The following is a 22,072-nucleotide window of genomic DNA, read 5'->3' as shown; positions in this document are numbered from 1 at the left end:
GCCATCGCGTCCGGTCAGCTGGCGTAGTACAGCTGGTATTCCAGCGGGTGGGTGGCCGCGCGGAACTTGGTCACTTCCTGCATCTTCAGCGCGATGTAGCCGTCGATGAAGTCATCGCTCATCACGCCGCCGGCCTTGAGGAACTCGCGGTCCTTGTCCAGAGCTTCCAGCGCCTGGTCCAGCGAGGAGCAGACCTGCGGGATCAGCTTCTCTTCTTCCGGCGGCAGGTCGTACAGGTCCTTGTCGCTCGGTGCGCCCGGGTCGATCTGGTTCTTGATGCCGTCCAGGCCGGCCATCATCAGCGCGGTGAAGGTCAGGTAGCCGGACTGGATCGGGTCCGGGAAGCGCATTTCGATGCGGCGTGCCTTCGGGTTGGACACCCACGGAATGCGGCACGACGCCGAACGGTTGCGGGCCGAGTAGGCCAGCATCACCGGCGCTTCGAAGCCCGGCACCAGGCGCTTGTAGCTGTTGGTGCCGGAGTTGGCGAAGGCATTGATGGCCTTGGCGTGCTTGAAGATGCCGCCGATGTACCACAGCGCCAGCTGGCTCAGGCCGCCGTAGCCGTCACCGGAGAACAGGTTGGTGCCGCCCTTGGACAGCGACTGGTGCACGTGCATGCCGCTGCCGTTGTCGCCGACGATCGGCTTGGGCATGAAGGTGACGGTCTTGCCGTTGCGGTGGGCGACGTTCTTGATGACGTACTTCATGCGCAGCAGTTCGTCGGCCTTCTGCACCAGGGTGCTGAACTTGGTGCCGATCTCGCATTGGCCAGCGGTGGCCACTTCGTGGTGCTGCACTTCCACTTCGATGCCGACCTGTTCCAGGGTCTTGCACATTTCAGCGCGCAGGTCGTGCAGGGTGTCGGTCGGCGGAACGGGGAAGTAACCGCCCTTCACGCCCGGGCGGTAGCCGCTGTTGGCGCCGTCGTACTTGGCGCCGCTGTTCCAGGCGGCTTCTTCGGAATCGACCTTGAAGAAGGTGTTGCCCATTTCATTGGCGAAACGGACCGAGTCGAAGATGAAGAATTCCGGTTCCGGGCCGAAGAACGCGGTTTCGGCGATGCCGGAGGACTTCAGGTAGGCCTCGGCGCGCTTGGCGATGCCGCGCGGGCAGCGGCCGTACGGCTGCATGGTGGCCGGGTCGAGGATGTCGCAGCTGATCACGATGGTCGGATCGGCGTAGAACGGATCGACATAGGCACTGGCCGGGTCCGGCAGCAGCACCATGTCCGACTCGTTGATGCCCTTCCAGCCGGCGATCGAGCTGCCATCGAACATCTTGCCTTCTTCGAACAGCGACGGCTCGATGATGCTGACCGGGAAGGTCACGTGCTGCTCGACACCACGCATGTCGACAAAGCGCAGATCGACGAATTCGATCTGGTTGTCCTTGATCAGCTTCTCAACGTTTTCCACGGACATCGGTACGACCTCGGATGGGGATGAATGCCTGCTGAGGTACAGCAACGACCGTGCCAACTTTTCGCGAGCTGCAAGTCATTGATTTCAAAAAGACCGCCCCGTGCGGGTGCAGAACAGCGCGCACCAAACGGGTGCACTGATCGCCAGACGCACCCGTTTGGTGCAGCAGGGATCGTCTATCCTCTCGGCCTTCTTCCTTCCGCCGCGCGTGCACGCACTGTCCATGTCCGACCTGCTCTCCGCCCTGTTGCTGGGCATCCTTGAAGGCTTGACCGAATTCCTGCCGATCTCCAGCACCGGCCACCTGCTCATTGCCCAGCACTGGCTGGGTGCCCGTTCGGACTTCTTCAACATCGTCATCCAGGCCGGCGCGATCGTGGCCGTGGTGCTGGTGTTCCGCCAACGCCTGCTGCAGCTGGCCACCGGCTTCGGCCAGCGCGGCAACCGTGACTACGTGTTCAAGCTGGGCGCCGCGTTCCTGGTCACCGCCGTGGTCGGCCTGGTGGTGCGCAAGGCCGGCTGGTCGCTGCCGGAAACCGTCAGTCCGGTGGCCTGGGCATTGATCATCGGTGGTGTCTGGATGCTGCTGGTGGAGGCCTACACCGCACGCCTGCCCGACCGTGACCAGGTGACCTGGACGGTGGCGATCGGCGTGGGCCTGGCACAGGTCGTGGCCGGCGTGTTTCCCGGCACCTCGCGTTCGGCCTCGGCGATCTTCCTGGCCATGCTGCTGGGCCTGAGCCGCCGCGCGGCCGCCGCCGAGTTCGTGTTCCTGGTCGGCATTCCCACCATGTTCGCCGCCAGTGCCTACACCTTCCTGGAAATGGCCAGGGACGGAAAGCTGGGCAGCGAGAACTGGACCGAGGTGGGCGTGGCCTTCCTTGCCGCAGCCGTCACTGGCTTCGTCGTAGTGAAGTGGCTGATGGGCTACATCAAGTCGCACCGGTTCACCGCCTTCGCCGTGTACCGCATCGCGCTGGGCGCGGCGCTGCTGCTGTGGCTGCCGTCCGGCAGCTGAACAGCGCCAGGGCATGGCAACCCCGTTGCCAGCCGCACCCCGTTTCCCCCACGGTTCCCCAAGGAGAATCATCATGAACCGCAAGCTCACCCTGCTCCTCCCGCTGGCCCTGATGGCCGCCTGCAGCCAGCCCCCGGCACCGGCCGGCACCGGCGGCGACGATCTGGCCCCGGCGGCGGCCAAGGCAGCAGACCAGCAGACGCTGGCGCATCTGGATGCGCAGCGCCTGCAGAGCCAGCACTGGCTGCTGCAGCAGGCCACCGGCGCCGACGGCAAGCGCATCGACGCGCTGTTCGCCCGCGAAGACAAGCCGGTCACCCTGGACTTCGCTGACGGCCGCCTGTCGGTCAGCAACACCTGCAACAAGATGGGCGGTGGTTACGCCTTCGACGCTGGCACGCTGAGCGTCAGCGCGATGGCCTCGACCATGATGGCCTGCACCGACAAGGCGCTGATGGCGCTGGACGAGGCCGTGTCGAGCCGCCTGCAGGGCGAGCTGAAAGCCGCGCAGGATGCCGATGGCAAGCTGACGCTGACCAACGCCAAGGGCGACGTGCTGGTGTTCAACCCGGAGCCGACCGCTGAAACCCGCTACGGCGGTGCCGGCCAAACCGTGTTCCTGGAAGTGGCGGCCAGGACCCAGAAGTGCTCGCACCCGCTGATCCCGGACTACCAGTGCCTGCAGGTGCGTGAAGTGAAGTTCGACGACAAGGGCCTGAAGCAGGGCGAGCCGGGCAAATTCGAGAACTTCTACGGCAACATCGAGGGCTACACCCACGAAGACGGCGTGCGCAACGTGGTGCGCGTCAAGCGCTACGTAGTGAAGAACCCGCCGGCCGACGCGCCGTCGCAGGCGTACGTGCTGGACATGGTGGTCGAGTCGGCCATCGAGAAGTGATGTAGAGCCGACTGTCAGTCGGCTGACGGGAGGGCGGCCGCAAGGCCGCCCTTCTTCATTGTGTAGAGTCGAGCCATGCTCGACTGCTTTTACGGTGAGTCGAGCGCGGCTCGACTCTACAGAAGGCAACGCCGGCCAGCGGCCGGCGCTACCGGAGCTGCGGTTACAGCGCCGGATTCAGCGTGTAGGTGCCGTGCAGCGCCGCTTCGGCCAGCACGTGGCCGTGCATGGCGCGATAGGCGTCGGCGGCGGTGAAGCGCGCCGGCAGGTCCAGCGACGCCACATCGAGCGCGAACACCCGGAAGAAATAGCGATGCAGGCGCTCGTCGTTGAACGGCGGGTACGGGCCATCGTAGCCCAGGTAATCACCGGCCATGTCCGGGTTGCCGGCGAACCAGCCGGTGAAGTCATTCAGGCCCTGGCGGCTGCCGGCCGGACCGGCCGGGGCGGTCTTGCCCTTCACCACGAACCCATCGCTGCAGCTGCCAGCGGCAATCTCCCGCACCGAAGCCGGGATGTCAGCCATCACCCAGTGCACGAAGTCGCAGCGCGGCTGGTCACGCGGCACGCTGATGTCGCTGCGGCCGACCGTCTCCGGCACGGTCGGCACATCCGGGTCCACGCACACCAGCAGGAACGACCGGGTGCCGTCCGGCGCGCCGCTCCAGGCCAGGTGCGGATTGCGGTCCGGGGCGAAGCCTGCGGCATCGCCCGCGGCGAACGCGCGGTCGATCGGTGCGCCGTTGGTCAGGCTCTGGCTGCTCAGTTGCATCGTCATCTGCTCACTCCTCCGGATAACCCAGGCGCACCGCGATCGGGGTGAGCTTGGCAAAGGCGGCGCTCATCACGTCGCGGTAATTGCGCCAGTGGCCCGGCGGGAAGCGCGGTGCGCCCAGCTGCGCGGCCGGCGGCATCGGGCGTTCGAACAGGCGGCCCAGCAGGTCGGCCATGGCATGCGGATCGTTGCCGATCTGGTCGATGCGCAGCAGTACCTGCGGGTACAGGTCTTCCTCGTGCAGGGTAGCGACCTGCGCCAGCGCGCGCGCCAGCCATTCACTGGCTTCGGCCAGCGAGGTCATCGCCAGCGGTGCGGCGGCACCGTAGGCCACCCAGTCCAGCAGCATGTCGCGCGGGTCGCGCAGCACCACCAGCAGGCGGCCCTGCGGCAGCTGCGGGCGCAGCGCCCACAGCAGGGCGTTGTCCCACCACAGCAGCCAGTCGATGACCGCATCGTCCTGCACGCCGCGCGCCGGCAGCTGCTCGCGCCAGCGCTGTACCAGTCGCTCCGGGGTCAGCACGCCGGACGCCAGGTCCTGCAGCGTGTGGTAGTTCTGGAAGGCGTCGTCCGGCGGCGTATTGGTGTAACGGTCGCTGCGCAGCACCGGGCTGGCGGCGGCCAGGCCGGTCGCCACACGCTCCACGCCCGAGCCCGGCGCGCCCCACAGGAAGATCGGCGCGGAGCTGGCCTCAGCGTCGATCTCGCCCTTGTCCGGCCAGCTCGGCGGCGCCTTGGCCTGCGGCGGCAGCGGCAGGCGCTGCGGTGCCTGCTCGGCCTGCAGTGCCAGCCAGGTCTGCAGCGCATCTTCGTGCTGGCCGGCGCGATCCTGGATCTCGCCCAGCCAGGTGCGCAGGTCGGCGCGGTGGGCTTCCGGTGCCATGTCGATCAGCGCCTGCACGCGGGCGACCGCGGCGGCCGGATCGCGCTGCAGCAGGCCTTCGACCAGGCGGGTTTCGCCACTGACGCGGCCCGGCTCAAGGCTGACGATGCGTTCGGCGATCGCTTCGGCCTGCGCGTGCTCGCCCACCATGTCGTGCAGTCGCAGGCGCGCTTCCAGCGCCGGCAGGTGGCCCGGCATCGCGTCCATCCAGCGCTCGACGGTCGCCGCGGCCGTCGGGCTGCCGACCTCTTCCACCGCAAGGCGTGCCAGCCACAGATCGTGCAGCTGCGGGTGCTGCTCCAGGGCGGCATCCAGGCGTGCGCGCGCCTCGTCATCGCGGCCCAGGCGCTGCCAGGACATCAGCAGCAGCTGCAGCACGTCGCGGTCATCAGGCAGCGACTCCAGCAGCGGCAGCAGGTGCTCCAGCGCCTGCAACGGCTGGCCGCTGCGCAGCGCCAGCTCGCCCGCCAGGCGCCGCATCGACGGCGTGTCCTGGCCGGGCTGCTGCAGGGCGACCTGCATGGCTTCGGCCGCCGCATCCAGATTGCCCTGGCGCAATGCCAGCTGCACCACCAGGCCATGCAGGGAACCGATGGCCGGATTCAACTCCAGCACACGCCGGAAGGCCTGCTCGGCGAAGGCCAGCATGTCCTTGCCCAGGTAGGCAAAGCCCAGCGCATACAGCACGCGGATGTCATTGGGCAGCGCCTGGTTGGCGGCGGTAAGCAGCGCCAGCGCGCGGTCGGCATCATCGCGGCGCAGCGCGATCATGCCATCGATGATCAGCAGTTCCGGATGCTCCGGTTCAACCCGCGCGGCCAGCGTGGACAGGCGCTGGGCCTCGTCGAAATCGTTGCGGCCGATCGCCAGGTGGGCCTGCATCAGGTAGGCGGTGAATGCGTTCGGGTCGAGCCCGGTAGTGCGCGACAGCGCCTCGTCGGCCCCTTCGATCTGGTGCAGCGCCAGCAGCAGGCCGGCATGCTGGAGGTGCAGCTGTGCGTTGTCGGGGGCCAGCTGCAGTGCCTGCTGCAGGGCGTCCATCGCCTCGGCGGCATTGCCCTGCTGCTGCAGCGCAAGCGCCAGCCAGCGGTGGGCCTCGGCCTGGCCGGGTTCATCACGGGTCCACGCCTGGGCCAGCTGCACGGCCTGGCCGGTCTCGTTCTGGCGCAACGCTTGGATGATCTGGTCTTGCATGGCGGTCCGGTTCAAGGGCAAACCCGCATTGTAGCGGCCTGCGCGCCCGTGCCGGTTCAGCCGGGCAGTACCCGCTGCAGGCGCTGTGCCACCCAGCGTTCGGAGAAGCCGTCGCCACGCCAGTTTTCCAGGAAGCCGCAGTGCCCGCCCCAGCAGGCGGTCTCCAGGTGCGCATGGCGCGGCAGCTGCCAGTCGTTGAAGGTCGAGTACGGAATCACCGGGTCGTCCTGGGCCATCAGGATGTCGGCTGGCACCTGCAGGCCGGACAGGCGGTCGCCAGCAATCGAATAGCCGTCGAAATAGGCCTGCAGCGAACCAAAGGTGGTGTGCCGCTCGACCAGCCACGCGGTCAGCGCGCGGATGTCCAGCTTCAGGACGCGGTCGTCGCAGTCGCTGAGCTCGGGGAACAGGTCGCGCTTGCGGCGCAGCGAGCCGGCCCACTTGCGGCGGAAGTACCAGTCGTACATCGCCGGGCCGTTCTCGATGCTCTGCATGGTCAGCGCCGGATCCAGCACCGGGCACACCGAGGCCACGCGCAGCAGCGGCACACCGGCGGCAGGCGCACGCAGGGCCAGGCGCAGCACGAAGTTGCCGCCCAGCGAGTAGCCCGCCGCCACCAGCGGCAGCTGCGGCCAGCGCTGGGCGATATCGCCAGCGGCATGCACCACTTCGTCGATCAGGTTGGAGTGGAAGATGCCGCGGTTGAGATGGTGGGTATTGCCGTGATCGCGGAAGTTCAGCCGCACCACATCAAAGCCCTGCTCGACCATGCGCGCGGCCGCCATGCGCATGTAGCTGGATTCGGCACTGCCTTCCCAGCCGTGCAGCAGCAACGCCATGCCCTTGGGCTCGCGGCCTTCGATGTGGCTGTGCCAGCCCTGCAGGCGCACCCCTTCGCCGCCGTCGAGAATCAGTTCCTCGCTGACCGCACCGGTGGCGGCCAGCAGCAGCAGCCCGCGCTGCAGGCGCATGCGGCTGGAGCTGAGCATCGACTGCAGGTGCGGATTGCGCAGCCAGCGCGGCGGCTGGTAATCGGCCGCATGCAGCGTCGGCGTGCCGGCGTCCAGGACAGGTGGCGGAATCAGGGCCACCGCATCCTCACCCGGTGCTCATGGCCGCCACGATGCGCGCGCGCGAGGTTTCCGCGATGCGCCGACGGCCTTCCAGGTCCTGGGCGCCGATCGGCGCCAGGAAGTGCACTTCCGCACGTCGCGCCGGCTCACCGAGCAGGCGCAGGAAATTGGCGAAGAAACTCTCGCTCGGGCCGAAGGCGACAATCGTCTGCGCATCGCCCTGCACGCCATAGACCAGCGCCACCGGCTGCACCGGCACGCCGGTCTCAACCGCAGCCTGGAAGATGCGTGCATGGAACGGGCCGACCTCGTGGCCCCCGCGGGTGCGGCCTTCCGGGAACACGCCCACGGCCTTGCCTTCGCGCAGGCGATCGGCCATCACCTGCATCACGCCACCGAGCGATTCGGTGTTGCCACGCTGATGGAAGATGGTCTGCCCGCGTGCGGCCAGCCAGCCCACCAGTGGCCAGCTGGCGATCTCGCGCTTGGCGACGAAGCCCATCATGCGCTGGCTGTGCAGGATGCAGATATCCACCCAGCTGACATGGTTGGCAACGAACAGCACGGCGCCCGGCAACGGCTGGCCCACGCGCGACAGGCGGAAGCCGAACACCCACATCAGGCCCCCCTGCCACCAGTTGACCACCTTGGCGCCGAGCCGGTCCTGGCCCACGCGCAGGTTCGCCCACGGCGCAAGCATGCCGATCAGGGTCAGCGGCAGGAACACGATGATGTGGACCAACAGCAGCGGTACGCGGTACAGGTAACGGCACACACGCGCCACGCCGCCGCGGGGGGCCGGAGTGGGGGAAGTCATCCGCGCACGATACCGGAGGGCCGTCATCGCTGCCAGCCGATTTAGGCCATAAGCGTGATCGACCGGGGCAATCGGCGGGGAACGCTGGGTTCCGCTGCCGTCACCGGTCCGGCCGGGGCTCAGCCGTGGCCAGCGTCCACCACCGCCAGGGTCAAGCGCGAGATGCACACCAGGCGGCCCTGCTCGTCCTCGATGCGGATCTCCCACAGCTGGGTGCTGCGGCCCACATGCAGGGCGCGGGCGGTGCCGGTGACGGTGCCCGAGCGCACCGCACGCACGTGGTTGGCATTGATTTCCAGGCCCACGCAGATCTGCCTGGCGGTATCCACGCACAGGTTGCCGGCGCTGCTGCCCAAGGTCTCGGCCAGCACCACCGAGGCGCCGCCGTGCAGGATGCCGTAGGGCTGGCGGGTGCGCTCGTCCACCGGCATGGTGGCCTGCAGCCAGTCCTCACCGGCCGCGCTGAAGACGATGCCCAGCGACTGGATCGCGGTGTTGTGGCTGAGCGCATTGAGCTGCTCGACGGATACGGCTTCGCGGAACACCTGGGTCATGCGGGCACCTTCAGAGAATGGGGACAAGGCCGGCGCCGAATGCAGTCAGCATGCGTACCAGCAGCCACTTCGGGCCGACGTTGACCTCGGGGAAGTCGCCGACGGCGACGTAGCAGCGGTGGAAATCAGGGCTCTGCCGCGGCAGGGGCTGCGGGCAGTCCGGGCCCGGCTTGAACTCGTAGTCGGTGGCATAGCGCCACGGCCAGAAGTCGAGAATCGGCAGGGCCTCGGACGCCTTGCCGACGCTGTAGTTCAAGCCCGACAGCACCGGCGGCTTGGCCCGGGGTGCCACCGTCCACGCGTTCTGCGGATGGGTGTCGCGCAGGATGCTCTGCGCCAGCTGCTCGGCAAATACCGGGTCGTCGATGATCACCGCACCTTCGGTGTTGTAGTTCTCGCTGCGCGGATCGAAGTTGTGCGTGCCGACCACGCCGATGCGGCGGTCGACCACCAGTGACTTGGCGTGCAGGCCCATGCGCGCGCCCTTGCGGGTGACCGGCAACGGCTTGTTGACCGCCTTGCTGCCCAGGAACGAGGGCCGCGTCTCGGTGCGCAGCAGGCGCGTTTCAACTTCGCTGCCGGCCGCGCGGCGGCGCTCGCGGGCATTCTGGTAGGCACTGCCGGTGCGCGGGTTCACCGGGCCCTTGGCGCTGGCCATGGGCGCGGAGCCACCACCGCCGCCGGCATTGCTGCCAGCCGCACTGCCGCCGATCAGCGGATTGCGGCCGCCCTCGTCGCCGGCCTGCGGCGTGGCGATCGGATCGGGCAGCAGGTTGCGGTAGTCGACCGGCGCATCCAGCGGGAACGGCTTGTACTCGAAAATGTTGAAGCCCAGTTCGCGCAGGTTGCGCCGCTTGTACTTGTAGGACAGCGCGTACACGATCGGGTTGTCGGTGGCCGCCAGGCTGTTGCTGGACACCACCACGCGCGGTGGCTCGGGCCGCTTGCGCAGCTCGCGGAACAGCGCCTGGGCCGGCTTGGACAGCACCAGATAGGGTGTCTGCAGGATCACTTCGTGCTGCGCGCCGGCAATCAGCGCATCCAGCTGCGGCTCGGTCACATGCTGCCCGGCCAGCGGCGCATCGGCCTGCTCGCGGCGGTGCTTGCGCGGCAGGTCGGCGACGTAGCGCACCGAGGCGACCGGCAGCGCGGTATCGACGAAGGAACGGGTGACGAAGTCCATGTCGTCGGCTTCGGCACTGACCCGCTGTACCCGTTCCGGGCGTCGGAAGGTGGCCGGCGGCAGGGTCGGCACGCCCTCGCGCAGCAGGGTGCGGCCGACATCATTCAGGCGTTCGGCCGGCACGCTGCGCTGGGCGCGCCAGAAGGCATCGAAGTTGGCGGCCATGGCACGCGCCTCCGGCCCGGCGATCATCACGTCGCGGTCGCGGAAGTTGTACTCGCGGTCCCAGTCGTAATAGTCGTCCTGGTAGTTGCGGCCTCCGACCACGCCGATCGCATCGTCGATCACCAGCAGCTTGTTGTGCATGCGCTGGTTGAAGCGGCGGAAGCAGCACAGCACGCTGCCGGCATAGTCGAAATAGTTCAGCCGGGCCTTGCCGAAGGTCGGGTTGTAGACCCGCAGCTGGAAGTTCTGGTGGGCGCCGGACAGCGCGCCGAGGATCTGCAGGTCGGAGATCGCAGAGAGCTGGTCGATCAGCACGCGCACCTTCACCCCGCGGCGCGACGCGGCCAGCAGCTCGTCGATGACCAGCCGGGCGCTGTCGTCCTTGTCGAAGATGTAGGTCTGCAGGTCGATGCTGCGGGTGGCGCTGCGCAGCAGGTTCAGGCGCGCCACCAGGGCACCTTCGCCTTCGTCCAGCAGGGTGGCGTAGTGACGGGGGTGTTCGGGGGTGGATTCAGTGAACGCGCGGCCGGCCAGCGCCCGCAGCGGCGAGTCCTGCGCGCAGCGGTCGGCCCGCGTGCAATCGACCACGCTCGAGCGCGCCTGTACGGCGATCGCTTCGGCACGGTCGCGCTCGGCATGCGACAGCGATGCGCAGCCGCTGCCCAGCAACACGGTTGCCAGCGCCAGTACACGCAGCAGCAGGTTCACGGTTTCGGCGCCTCGCTCAGGCGCGCTCGCAATACGAAGGTCACTCGGTCACTCAAGGCAAGCTGCCAGCTGTCCATTCCATACCGGCCTCGCTGCACGGTACCGCGGCTGACGACGTCGCAATCATAGCCCGGCCGGGCGCAGTCCGCCTTCTCTACCCGCAGCGCCTCGGGGTGGCTGACGCCGCGCAGGGTCAGCCGGCCATTGATGTCGCCGCCCTGTTCCACGGTCTCAGGCCAGTACGGCAACGAGTCGAACTCGACCACCGGGTGGCGCCCGGCATCGAAGAACTCCTCGCCCCGCATCCAGCCGGTGTAGCGTGCCTTGCCCGGGATCTCCACCGAACGGGTGAACATCTTCAGGTGCACCTGGTGGCGGCCATCGGACAGGATTTCGATGCGTCCCTCGAAGTGCGGGAACACGCCTTCGATGCGCTGGCCGAAGCGGGTGCGCACTTCGAAACCGATTCGCGAGCGCTGGGTATCCAGGCGCAGCACGCGCTGGGCCTCCGCCACCACCGCCGGCAACGGGGTCGGCGGGGGCGTCGCCGCCCAGGCCGGCCCCAGTGCCAGCAGCGCGGGCAGCAGGAAGCGGCTGCGCCGCGCCAGGCTCATCGGATCACGGCCACCAGAACGCGTTCAGGCTGGCCACGCCCGGTTCGATCGAGGCCTCGCGCGGGAAGCCGAGCACGGCGATGCCAGCCGGCGGCATGCCGCGGTAGTCGCTGCTGCTGCCCTCGGTCATCAACGCCACCAGGCGCTCCAGGCCCGGGTTGTGGCCGACGATCAGCACGCGGTCGAGATCGCGGCGATCGTCCACCAGTGCGGCCAGCGTGCCGGGCGTGGCCTCGTAGATACGGTCTTCCAGTCGCTTTTCCACGTAACCGATGGTGGCCAGCACGGCTTCCAGGGTCTCGCGCGTCCGCCGCGCCGGCGAGCACAGCACGCAGTCCGGCAGCAGGTTGTTGTCCTTCAGCCACTTGCCGGCGGCCTCGGCCTCGGCCAGACCGACCGGCGACAACGGCCGGTCGAGGTCGGCCTGGCCGGGGGTGGCCGGTTCGGCATGGGCATGGCGCAGCAGGATCAGTTCACGCATCGCGGGTTTCCATGGGAATGAGGGTGCAGCAACAGGAGTGACGCACGCGTCACAGCTTCAACCAGGACAGCAGGGGTTCCCAATCAGCCTGGTGTTCACGCACCTGTGCCGAACGGTAATCGAACAGGCTGCGGCCCAGGCCGGTCATGACCACATAGCTCTGGCTGTCGCGCAGCTGCGCCACCACCGGGTACGGCCATTCGGCCAGCATCTGCAGCGCCTGCTGCGAGGTCTGGGTCCAGGGCTTGGTGCGGTTCAGGACCAGCCCGACCGGCAGCTTGCGGCTGTGCACGCGCGGGTTCTGCGCCAGGCTGTTGAGGAAGCCGACGATGGCCTCGATGTCCAGCGCCGAGGGCAGCACCGGCACCACCACCGCGTCGGCCGCGTCAAGGAAATGGGGGATATCGTCGGCCAGGGCGCCGGCCGGCGCATCGATGATGACGGTATCGGTACCGTCGGGCAGCTTCTGCGCCCACTGCTTCTTCCGATACACGTCGATGGGCAGCACCGCGCTTTCCAGCCCGGCACGGCGTTGCGCCCAGCGGGTGCTGGAGCCCTGCGGGTCGGCATCGGCGATCACCGTGGCCTTGCCCTGCAATGCCGCGTACGCGGCCAGGTGGGTGGCGACGGTGGTCTTGCCCACCCCGCCCTTGGAACCGGCCACCAGGATCGTCTTCATGCCAGCCTCGCTTCCGGGTACGTGCCCCGAGCGTACACCGGCGGTGGTGACGGAAGGTAGCGCCGTGCTGAACCCGTGGCCACCGCCTTTGCTATCGTGGCGCCCCCGAAGGATCGAACCGGCATGAGCGAACTGCAGGACCTGAGCGCACTGATCCGCGCCAATACCCCCCTGATCGTGATTGAAACCCAGGACGAGGGTCGTATCGTCGAACTGTTCCGGCAGACGTTGATGCATGTGTGGCGGGCCCTGCACCGCTGGTCGATCACCGAGGGCCTGCGCCGCATCGACCTGGACAGCGAGGACCCGCCGGTTGGGCCGCCCGATGCCAGCGCGGCCCTGCAGATGATCCGCCAGGCGGAGCAGCGCGGGGTCTACCTGCTGCTCGATTTCCACCCCTACCTGGGCTATGCCAGCCACCAGCGCGCCCTGCGCGACCTGATCCAGCGCCGCCACAGCGAGCCGCACGTGCTGGTGCTGATCGGCGCCAAGGTCGAGCTGCCGGCCGAACTGGAAGCACTGGCGGTACGCTTCAATCCGCGCCTGCCCGATGCCAATGCCCTGCTGAAGATGCTGCGCGAGGAGGCCGACGCCTACGCCCGCGAACACGGCGGCCGGCGCGTGGAGGTCGACAGCGAGGCGGTGAAGAAGATCCTGAAGAACCTGCAGGGCCTGAGCCTGGTCGATGCGCGCCGCATCGCGCGCCAACTCATCTACGCCGATGGTGCGCTGCGCGACGACGACCTGCCGCAGCTGGCACGGCTGAAGTTCGAGCTGCTCAACCGCAGCGGCCACCTGTTCTTCGAGCATGACAGCGCGCGCTTCGGCGATGTGGCCGGCGCCAACCGGCTCAAGCGCTGGATCAACCAGCGGCGCGTGGCCTTCATCGCCGGCTCGGCGCCGGCCGGGCTGGACCCGCCGCGCGGCATGCTGCTGCTGGGCGTGCAGGGCTGCGGCAAGTCGATGCTGGCCAAGGCCACCGCCGCCGGCTTCGGCGTGCCATTGCTGCGCCTGGACGTGGGCGCGCTGTACAACAAGTACCACGGCGAGACCGAGGCCAACCTGCGCCAGGCGCTGGCCTCGGCCGAGCAGCTGGCACCCTGCGTGCTGTGGATGGACGAGATCGAGAAGGGCCTGGCAACGGGCGGCGAGGACGGCGGCGTCTCGCGCCGCGTGCTCGGCCACCTGCTGACCTGGATGGCCGAGCGCAAGGCGCCGGTCTTCATCGTCGCCACTGCCAACCAGGTGCACGAGCTGCCGGCCGAGCTGCTGCGCAAGGGCCGTTTCGACGAGATCTTCTTCGTCGACCTGCCCACCCCGGAGGTACGGGTGGAGCTGTTGCGCCTGCACCTGGGGCGTCGCCAGCTCAACGCCGACGACTTCGCGCTGCCGGCGCTGGCCGCTGCCGCCAACGGCTTTTCCGGCGCCGAGATCGAGCAGGCGATCGTGGCCGGCCTGTATGCGGCGCATGCCGAGGGCCGGCCGCTCGACACCGAGCTGCTGATGAACGAGATCCGTGCCACGCGGCCGCTGTCGGTGCTGATGGCTGAACAGGTCGAGGCCTTGCGGGCGTGGGCGTCGGGGCGGACGGTTTCGGCGGACGATTGAGGTTTCCCGCGAACGGCGCAGCCCCTCGTGGCTGGTCGCTGAAAGCAACAGCCGCAGTTGGCCGGGTGGGTAGGCTGCGCAGGGGACGCTGCAAGTACGTCCATGTAAGCTCGGTCGCCGCATCCATGCGGCTCACGCCCCTGCGCAGCCTACCCACCCGGCCTCTGACAGTTTCCGGGGACGATCAGCCACGTAGAAGAAAGTGAAAGAGCAAGAGCAAAAGCGCTTGGCTGGCCGCTCTTTGTAGAGCCGAGCCTACGCTCGGCTGCGCTTCGATCGGATTTCGAATATTCGATTCCGATGCAGATTCATCCCCGCATGGCGTGGATCTACCGTGTCGACCAAGGCCGACACCTAACAACAGCCGCCGGAACTTGTCGAAGGCGGGGTACTGTGGGTTTGCGGGGTGTGAGCCGCATGGATGCGGCGACCAAGCCCCCTTGGATGGGTTTACGGCGGCCCCGCAAACCCACAGTGCCCCGTCATCCGTCAGGAAACTCGCTTTGGCTTTGGCTTTGGCTTTGGCTTTGGCTCCAGCCCTGCCTCTGCGGGCGCCGGGTGCACCCCGGCCGCCCCCCCTCCCTCAGGGCCAGGCTGGCGGGGCGGCGGCCCAGGCCTGCTGGACTTCGGCCAGCGAGGCGCGCTCGTCGTCACGCCACAGCGGCAGCAACTGCGCATAACGGCTGCTGTCGCTCCACTGCGCCGGCTCGGTGCGGACCGCTGCGGCATACCACTGCACCGCCTCCTGCTTCTGGCCGGCCCGCCACAACCCCAAGGCATAGGTCGGTGGCACCCAGGCCGGCTTGCTCAACGAGCCCCCGGCGGCCGCCTGCCATTGTTCCAGCGCGGCCTCGGCCTGGCCCTGGCGCAGCAGGTCCCAGCCATAGTTCCAGCGCACTCCACGGCCCAGGCTGCCCTGTACCGGCGCGTCCTTCAGCGCTTCGCGGTACAGCTGTTCGCCCAGTTCGGTACGGCCCTGCGCGATCGCCACCGACGCCAGCTGCACGGTGGCTTCCACCACGCGGCGGCCACGCTCGCGCTGCTTCAGCAGCTGCGCCACCAGCGTATCGCCCTCGGACTGGACCACGACCATCGGCACGGCGGCCGCATCGCTGTCGAAGTAGAACTCCTGTGGTGCCGGCAGTGCCGGCGCGGCCCATGCAGTGGCCGTTCCCGAGACCAGCAGCACGCTGCCCAGGATCTTTGCTGAAACTGACATCCCTTCTCCCCAGGCTGCAACCGCAGCCTCCCTCTCTCTCCCCGATCCTAACCGCAGCGCGCCCGCTGGCGCGAGTGCCGGGGGCTGCAGGGCCTCGCTGCTACAATTCGCGCCTTTCCCGTCGCGTGCCCGCACGCGGCCGGTGCCAGCCGATCCTACCGGGCCAGCCATGACCAGTACCGCGCAACTCACTTCGCCCTCTTCTGCCGACCTGATCGACCGCGAGTACTCGCTCGACCACAAGTACACCCGCAACGAGGGGCGGATCTACCTGAGCGGCGTGCAGGCGCTGGTGCGGCTGCCACTGATGCAGCGCCTGCGCGATACCGCCGAAGGCATCGACAGCGCCGGCTTTGTCAGTGGCTACCGCGGCAGCCCGCTGGGCGGCTTCGACCTGGAGCTGTGGCGCGCGCGCAAGCACCTGGACGCGGCCAGGGTGAAGTTCACCCCCGGCCTGAACGAGGATCTGGGCGCCACCATGGTGTGGGGCACGCAGCAGACCAACCTGTTCCCCGGCGCCAACGTGCAGGGCGTGTTCGGCATGTGGTACGGCAAGGGCCCGGGCGTGGACCGCTGCGGCGACGTGTTCAAGCACGCCAATGCCGCCGGCACGTCGCGTTACGGCGGGGTACTGGCGCTGGCCGCCGATGACCATGCCTGCCGCAGCTCGACCCTGCCGCATGGCAGCGAGGACGAATTCGTCAGCGCGATGATGCCGGTGCTGAACCCGGCCGGTGTGCAGGACATCCTGGACATGGGCCTGCTCGGCTGGGCAATGAGCCGCTATACCGGGCGCTGGGTCGGCTTCAAGACCATCGCCGAGACCGTGGAATCGTCGGCCTCGGTGCAGGTCGATCCGCTGGCGCGCCGCATCGTGCTGCCGGAGGACTTCGAGATGCCGACCGGCGGTCTCAACATCCGCTGGCCGGATCCGCCGCTGGACCAGGAGATGCGCCTGCACCGCTATGCGGTGAAGGCCGCGCAGGCGTTCGCGCGCGCCAACGGCATCGACAGGGTGGTGATGGATGCGCCGCGCGCGCGGCTGGGCATCGTCACCACCGGCAAGAGCTACCTGGACGTGCTGCAGGCGCTGGAGTACCTGGGCCTGGACGAAGCAGCCTGCGCCGACATCGGCATCCGCGTGTACAAGGTCGGCATGACCTGGCCGCTGGAGCCGGAAGGCATCGCGCGCTTCGCGCAGGGCCTGGAAGACATCATCGTGGTGGAGGAGAAGCGTGCCTTCATCGAGCGCCAGATGAAGGAGCAGTTCTTCAACTGGCCGGCCAGCTGGGGCCAGCGCCCGTCCATCGTCGGCAAGTACGACGAGAGCGGCGAATGGATCCTGCCGTCCACCGGCGAACTGACCCCGGCCACCATCGCCGGCGTGATCGGCCGCCGCATCCAGAAGTTCTTCAACAACGCGTCGATCGAGCAGCGCCTGCAGTGGATGCAGGAGAAGGAAGCCGAGCTTGCCCTGCCGCGCGCCAGCTTCCCGCGCGTGCCGCACTACTGCTCCGGCTGCCCGCACAACACCTCCACCACCGTGCCGGAAGGCTCGCGTGCGCTGGCCGGCATCGGTTGCCATTACATGGTGACCTGGATGGACCGCAGCACCGACACCTTCACCCACATGGGTGGCGAAGGCGTGACCTGGGCCGGCCAGGCGCCGTTCACCGATACCCCGCACGTGTTCCAGAACCTGGGCGACGGCACCTACTTCCACAGCGGTTCGCTGGCGATCCGCCAGGCGGTCGCCGCTGGCGTCAACATCACCTACAAGATCCTCTACAACGATGCGGTGGCGATGACCGGCGGCCAGCCGGTGGACGGCCCGCTGAGCGTGCCCGACATCGCAAGGCAGATGCGCGCCGAAGGCATCCACACCATCGTGGTGCTGTCGGACAACATCGGCAAGTGGACCGCCCAGCGCGAGCACTTTCCCAGCGATGTCGAGTTCCACGACCGCAGCGAACTGGATGAAGTGCAGAAGCGCCTGCGCGAAGTGAAGGGCGTCTCGATCCTGATCTACGAACAGACCTGTGCCACCGAGAAGCGCCGCCGCCGCAAGCGCGGCAAGCTGGAAGACCCGCAGAAGCGCGTGCTGATCAACTCGCTGGTCTGCGAAGGCTGCGGCGACTGCGGCAAAAAGAGCTTCTGCGTGTCGGTGCTGCCGAAGGAAACCGAGTTCGGGCGCAAGCGCGAGATCGACCAGTCCAACTGCAACAAGGACTATTCGTGCGTGAACGGGTTCTGCCCGAGCTTCGTTACCGTGCACGGCGGCCAGCTGCGCAAGGGCAGCAAGCGCGATGCCTCCACGCTGCTGGACAACCTGCCGGCGCCCCGTGTGCGCAGCACGCTGGAACAGCCCTGGAACATCCTGATCACCGGCGTCGGTGGCACCGGCGTGGTGACCATCGGTGCGCTGCTGGGCATGGCCGGGCACCTGGAGGGCAAGGGCGCTTCGGTGCTGGACCAGACCGGCCTGGCGCAGAAGGGCGGTGCGGTGACCACGCATATCCGCATCGCACGCCGCCCGGACGACATCCACGCCGTGCGCATTGCGGCCGGTGAGGCCGACCTGGTGCTGGGCTGCGACATGGTGGTGGTGAACGACTACTGGGCGCTGTCGAAGGTGCGCGCCGGCCGTTCGCAGGTGGTACTGAACACCTATGAGGCCATGCCGGGAACCTTCACCACGCGCCCGGACATGCAGTTCCCCGCCGCCGACATCATTGCCGGCGTGCGCGTGGCACTGGGTGGCCAGGAGCCACTGCTGCTCGATGCCACCCAGCTGGCCACCGCGCTGCTGGGCGATGCCATCGCCGCCAACCTGTTCATCCTCGGCTACGCGTGGCAGCAGGGCCTGGTGCCGCTGTCATTCGACTCGCTGATGCGCGCCATCGAACTCAACGGCGCCGCCGTGGCGATGAACCAGCAGGCGTTCGCCTGGGGCCGCCTGGCCGTGGTCGATCCGCAGGCCGTGCAGCAGGCCGCCGGCCTGGTGCGCAACCGCCACACCGATACCGAATCCACCCCGGGCCCGCTGCATCCGCTGCCGCCCGGCGAATGGGAGGGCAACGAATGGGGCGCCACCGCTGCACCGCGCAACACCGGCGACGAACGCGAGCTGCGCGGCCTGCCCTCGCATGGCGGCGACGTCGCGTTCCTGCCGCTGGACGACGCGCGCCTGTCGCGCTCGCTGGATGAAATGATCGAGCGCCGCGCGGCGTTCCTGGTGGAGTACCAGGACGCTGCCTATGCCAAGCGCTACCGCGATCTGGTGGCACGCGTGCGCGCCGCCGAAGCCGAGCGCATCGGTGGCTCCACCGCGCTGACCGAGACCGTGGCCCGCTACCTGTTCAAGCTGATGGCCTACAAGGACGAGTACGAAGTGGCCCGCCTGTACACCAGCGGCGATTTCCAGCGCCGCCTGCAGCAGCAGTTCGAGGGTGACTACCAGCTGCGCTTCCACCTGGCGCCACCGCTGTTTGCGAAGAAGGACGAGCACGGCCGCCTGCTGAAGAAGGAATACGGCCCGTGGATGTTCAAGGCCTTCGGTCTGCTGGCGAAGTTGAAGTTCCTGCGTGGCGGCCGCTTCGATGTATTCGGCCGCACCGAAGAGCGCCGCATGGAGCGCCAGCTGATTGCCGATTACGAGGCGACGGTGCAGATGCTGCTGGACGGGCTGGAGGACGATCGCCTGTCGCTGGCGGTGGAGATTGCCAGCGTGCCCGAGCACATCCGCGGCTTCGGCCACGTCAAGGAAGCGCATTTCGCACAGGCCAAGGCGCGTGAAACGGCGCTGCTGGCGCAGTGGCGCAACCCGAAGGCGCTGCATATCGTGCAGGTGGCTTGAAGTAATCGAACGCAGACATTGAACGGAATGTCAATGATCGCCTACATTCAACGCCATGTAGCCGAACGCAGACTTTACTGACACCATTGCGATCTAACTTATTGATGTTAAATAAATGTCAGCACTCGCTGACTATTGCCTAAAAGTAGTCATACGCATACATTGAGCACATGACACTTCTAAAGACGACCGACGATCTAGGACTCACCATCCGTCAACGTCGCAAGGCGCTTGGCTGGGATCAAGCGGGACTGGCCGAACGTGCAGGGGTGAGCCGCCAGTGGATCATTGATATCGAGAAGGGCAAGCCACGTGCCGAAATGCATCTAGTACTGCGGGTAATGAATGCCCTCGGCCTGAGGCTCAGCGCAGATGCGCCCACCGCGGATCGCATCCCCTCTATGCACAAAGCCCCCAGTATCGACGCGGTGGTGGCGTCCCACCGAGGTTCATCAAACTCATCGTCGCCTCCCGCAGCCGGAACACAGCGCGCGAACCGTTCTGCAGGCCCTGGAGTGGATTTCAGCCGGATCATGGATGAGATCAAATATGAGCTGAGTTCCGCATCAAAGCGTTCTGCCAACATACGAGAGCAGTCAACGCCACCACCACCGAGCAAGCAGAGAAAATGAAACTCAACCTGCTTATGGGTGCCAGCAATATCGGGGCCGTGGAGCAAAACACCCATGGGCATCCCGAACTCACCTACGCTCCATCATGGGTTGCCTCATTGGAAGCGGTGCCATTGTCGCTGAGCCTTCCTCTGGCTCAGCAGGTCCATCCCACGCAGACGGTATCGGCTGTTTTGTGGGGCCTGCTGCCAGACAATGAAGCCACATTGGATCGATGGGCCTCCGCCTTCCAGGTTTCTGCACGCAATCCACTCGGCATACTTTCACATGTCGGTGAAGAGTGCGCTGGAGCAATCCAGTTCATCACCGACGACCGCCTTGATCTGGTTACTTCCGGCGCGCTCGACGCAATAACTCCGCTGTCAGACGAGGACGTCGCCGCAAGACTGCAGCGAGTACGGCAAGATGCGGGAGCCACTCGCAGGCCGGACGATCTCGGCCAGTTCAGCCTTGCTGGCGCCCAGGCAAAGATCGCGCTGCTGCATACTGAACAGGGATGGGCTCTCCCATCCGGGCGCATTCCGACCACACATATTCTCAAGCCGCCAAGTGGCGACTTCAGAGGATACGTAGAGAACGAAATGTTTTGCCTCGCATTGGCCAGGGAAATGGATCTCTCTACTGCCTACAGCAGCCGCCTCCAGATAGGCACGGAGTCGGCAATATGCGTGGAACGTTACGACCGCTATCAGATCGATGGTCAGTGGTTCCGCCTGCACCAAGAGGACTTTTGCCAAGCCCTTGGTATTCGTCCCCATCTGAAGTATCAGAATCAAGGTGGACCGGGGCCGGCAGATCTCGCAAATGTTCTGTGGCAGCACTCAAGCAATCCCACGGAAGACGTACGGCGCCTGTTCGACGCACTGGCGTTTAACTACTTCATTGGTGGCACCGACGCTCATGCAAAAAACTACTCCCTGTTGATCGACAGCGGAGGCATGGCAAGGCTCGCGCCGTTGTATGACATTTCCAGCGCGCTTGCTTACCCGGAACTCGATATCAGGGCAATTCGGATGGCCATGCGCATCGGTAGCCACTACAACTGGTGGGACATACGCTTGAATGACTGGGTGACCCTCTCGGAACAACTGCGACTGGATCCATCCGACTGTTTGAAGCGAATGACGTTGATGGCATACCAGCTACCTGCAACGGCCAGCGACGTTCATCAATCGATGGAGCAACAGGGCACAGGCCATGAAGTTCTTCATCACCTGATCGAACAGATCCACATTTCCTGTGAGAGATTCATCCGAAAGGTGCAAGCCGCCGCCGCCTGACGAATGCAGGTCCCGCGCGACCAGAACCAGCCTGATCACCCCAGCCGCCACAGCAGCAGGCGGTTGTTGGCCGGCATCGCCACATCGCCCAGGCGGGTGAATCCGTGGTCGGCAGCCAGCGCCTGCACCGCTTCGCTATCGCGGATGCCGCTGCGCGGGTCGCGCGCCTTCAGCCAGGCATCGAACTGCGCGTTGCTGTCGCTGGTGTAGCGGCCGCCGTAGTTGAACGGGCCATACACCGCCAGCAGCGCGCCGTGGCGCAGCAGCGGCGGCAGCGCGCCGAACAAGGCCTGCACGTGCTGCCAGCCCATGATGTGCAGGGTATTGGCACTGAAGGCGGCGTCGAATGCGCTGCCCTGCGGCAGGCTCAGGCCCGGTGCGGGCGGCAGCTCCACCTGCAGTGCGATCGGCGGCAGCAGGTTCAGCAGCGCGGCCTCGGCGCGCCAGGCCTCGATGCCGGGCAGATGGTCCGGGTGATCGGTGGGCTGCCAGCGCAGCCAGGGCCAGCGCTCGGCGAAGAAGGCCGCGTGCTGGCCGGTGCCACTGCCGATCTCCAGCACCCGATGCCGGTCGCCCATCCACGGGTCGAGTGCCGTGGCGATCGGCTCGCGGTTGCGCTCGCAGGCTTCTGAATACGGCTTGCTCGACATCAGGACGGGGGTCCAGGCGGGGTCGGCCCCATTGTGCACGAGGGGGGGCCTGCAGGGCTTGCAGCCCTGCACCCGCAGGAGCCGGAGCCGGAGCCAGAGCAACGTCAAAAGCTGGCGTTCCGTGGGTTGGCGGGGGGGGGCCGGGTGCGGGGGGGGCCGTAAATACGTCCATGTAGGGTCGGGCGCCGCCTCCCTGCGGCTCACGCCCCCCCACCCCGGCCCCCCCCCCCCTCGCCCGTTTCCTGTGGTGTGTTGGGACGCCCGCGGGGGCGGGGTCGTTTTTCTCCAGGAAAAGGATACGACCCCCGAGTCATTTCTATGTCTGAAAGATGTGTCGCGCACAGTCGACACCTACCCAAAA

At 67.2% G+C, this 22,072-nt stretch carries 18 protein-coding genes; 6 read left to right on the top strand and 12 right to left on the bottom strand.

Going from position 1 to position 22,072, the window contains the following annotated elements; genetic code table 11:
• Positions 1 to 14: 14 nt before the first annotated feature.
• Positions 15 to 1,424, bottom strand: a complete 1,410-nt coding sequence (gene glnA, locus ARC23_RS16090; protein ID WP_057498133.1) for a type I glutamate--ammonia ligase — start codon at positions 1,422 to 1,424, stop codon at positions 15 to 17.
• A 223-nt stretch (positions 1,425 to 1,647) separates the two neighbouring features.
• Here glnA and ARC23_RS16085 point away from each other — a divergent pair, with 223 nt between their 5' ends.
• Together ARC23_RS16085 and ARC23_RS16080 are read left to right on the top strand one after the other, a co-directional pair.
• Positions 1,648 to 2,442, top strand: a complete 795-nt coding sequence (locus ARC23_RS16085; RefSeq protein ID WP_057498140.1) for an undecaprenyl-diphosphate phosphatase — start codon at positions 1,648 to 1,650, stop codon at positions 2,440 to 2,442.
• A 73-nt stretch (positions 2,443 to 2,515) separates the two neighbouring features.
• Positions 2,516 to 3,340: an META and DUF4377 domain-containing protein gene (locus ARC23_RS16080; RefSeq protein ID WP_057498132.1), complete on the top strand. Its 825-nt coding sequence runs from the start codon at positions 2,516 to 2,518 to the stop codon at positions 3,338 to 3,340.
• A gap of 163 nt (positions 3,341 to 3,503) precedes the next feature.
• Here the strand turns inward: ARC23_RS16080 and ARC23_RS16075 are convergent, their stop codons facing one another.
• The 9 genes from ARC23_RS16075 to ARC23_RS16035 all read right to left on the bottom strand — a co-directional run bounded on the left by ARC23_RS16075 (position 3,504) and on the right by ARC23_RS16035 (position 12,466).
• Positions 3,504 to 4,112 carry a YbhB/YbcL family Raf kinase inhibitor-like protein gene (locus ARC23_RS16075; protein ID WP_057498139.1) on the bottom strand — a complete coding sequence of 203 codons (609 nt, stop codon included), beginning with the start codon at positions 4,110 to 4,112 and terminating at the stop codon, positions 3,504 to 3,506.
• A 10-nt stretch (positions 4,113 to 4,122) separates the two neighbouring features.
• Positions 4,123 to 6,192, bottom strand: coding sequence for a tetratricopeptide repeat protein (locus ARC23_RS16070; RefSeq protein ID WP_057498131.1), 2,070 nt, complete (start codon positions 6,190 to 6,192; stop codon positions 4,123 to 4,125).
• A gap of 56 nt (positions 6,193 to 6,248) precedes the next feature.
• Positions 6,249 to 7,283 carry a YheT family hydrolase gene (locus ARC23_RS16065; RefSeq protein WP_080393100.1) on the bottom strand — a complete coding sequence of 345 codons (1,035 nt, stop codon included), beginning with the start codon at positions 7,281 to 7,283 and terminating at the stop codon, positions 6,249 to 6,251.
• Positions 7,284 to 7,290: 7 nt separating this feature from the next.
• On the bottom strand, positions 7,291 to 8,082 hold the full coding sequence (locus ARC23_RS16060; protein ID WP_057498130.1) for a lysophospholipid acyltransferase family protein: 792 nt from the start codon (positions 8,080 to 8,082) through the stop codon (positions 7,291 to 7,293).
• Between the two features lie 119 nt (positions 8,083 to 8,201).
• Positions 8,202 to 8,636, bottom strand: coding sequence for a hotdog fold thioesterase (locus tag ARC23_RS16055; RefSeq protein ID WP_057498129.1), 435 nt, complete (start codon positions 8,634 to 8,636; stop codon positions 8,202 to 8,204).
• Positions 8,637 to 8,646: 10 nt separating this feature from the next.
• A complete protein-coding gene (locus ARC23_RS16050; protein ID WP_057498128.1) occupies positions 8,647 to 10,692 on the bottom strand; it encodes a phospholipase D family protein in 2,046 nt (681 codons plus the stop codon).
• A complete protein-coding gene (locus ARC23_RS16045) occupies positions 10,689 to 11,306 on the bottom strand; it encodes a YceI family protein (protein WP_057498127.1) in 618 nt (205 codons plus the stop codon). Before ARC23_RS16045 ends, ARC23_RS16050 begins: the two co-directional genes overlap by 4 nt.
• 4 nt (positions 11,307 to 11,310) lie before the next feature.
• Positions 11,311 to 11,787: a SixA phosphatase family protein gene (locus ARC23_RS16040; RefSeq protein WP_057498126.1), complete on the bottom strand. Its 477-nt coding sequence runs from the start codon at positions 11,785 to 11,787 to the stop codon at positions 11,311 to 11,313.
• Positions 11,788 to 11,836: 49 nt separating this feature from the next.
• A complete protein-coding gene (locus ARC23_RS16035; RefSeq protein ID WP_005420986.1) occupies positions 11,837 to 12,466 on the bottom strand; it encodes a ParA family protein in 630 nt (209 codons plus the stop codon).
• Positions 12,467 to 12,589: 123 nt separating this feature from the next.
• On the opposite strand from ARC23_RS16035, the gene ARC23_RS16030 reads away from it, so the two are divergent.
• On the top strand, positions 12,590 to 14,074 hold the full coding sequence (locus ARC23_RS16030) for an AAA family ATPase (RefSeq protein WP_057498125.1): 1,485 nt from the start codon (positions 12,590 to 12,592) through the stop codon (positions 14,072 to 14,074).
• A 583-nt stretch (positions 14,075 to 14,657) separates the two neighbouring features.
• Here ARC23_RS16030 and ARC23_RS16025 read toward each other — a convergent pair.
• Positions 14,658 to 15,293 (bottom strand): tetratricopeptide repeat protein, encoded by a 636-nt coding sequence (locus ARC23_RS16025; protein WP_057498124.1) that lies wholly within the window; start codon positions 15,291 to 15,293, stop codon positions 14,658 to 14,660.
• Between the two features lie 169 nt (positions 15,294 to 15,462).
• Here ARC23_RS16025 and ARC23_RS16020 point away from each other — a divergent pair, with 169 nt between their 5' ends.
• From ARC23_RS16020 to ARC23_RS16015, 3 genes are all read left to right on the top strand, one after another.
• Entirely contained in the window at positions 15,463 to 19,149 is a 3,687-nt protein-coding gene (locus ARC23_RS16020) for an indolepyruvate ferredoxin oxidoreductase family protein (protein WP_057498123.1), read from the top strand.
• 170 nt (positions 19,150 to 19,319) lie between these two features.
• Complete coding sequence (locus ARC23_RS20555) at positions 19,320 to 19,781, top strand: helix-turn-helix transcriptional regulator (protein WP_080393099.1); 462 nt, start codon at positions 19,320 to 19,322, stop codon at positions 19,779 to 19,781.
• Positions 19,778 to 21,061 (top strand): type II toxin-antitoxin system HipA family toxin, encoded by a 1,284-nt coding sequence (locus tag ARC23_RS16015; RefSeq protein ID WP_057498122.1) that lies wholly within the window; start codon positions 19,778 to 19,780, stop codon positions 21,059 to 21,061. The genes ARC23_RS20555 and ARC23_RS16015 overlap by 4 nt, the downstream gene beginning before the upstream one ends.
• 35 nt (positions 21,062 to 21,096) lie before the next feature.
• Here ARC23_RS16015 and ARC23_RS16010 read toward each other — a convergent pair whose 3' ends face one another.
• Complete coding sequence (locus ARC23_RS16010; RefSeq protein WP_057498121.1) at positions 21,097 to 21,711, bottom strand: DUF938 domain-containing protein; 615 nt, start codon at positions 21,709 to 21,711, stop codon at positions 21,097 to 21,099.
• Positions 21,712 to 22,072: the final 361 nt, after the last annotated feature.

Source organism: Stenotrophomonas beteli, assembly GCF_001431665.1.
GTDB lineage: Bacteria > Pseudomonadota > Gammaproteobacteria > Xanthomonadales > Xanthomonadaceae > Stenotrophomonas > Stenotrophomonas beteli.
Note: the sequence above shows the minus strand (reverse complement) of the source record. Positions and strands in the feature narration are given on the sequence as shown.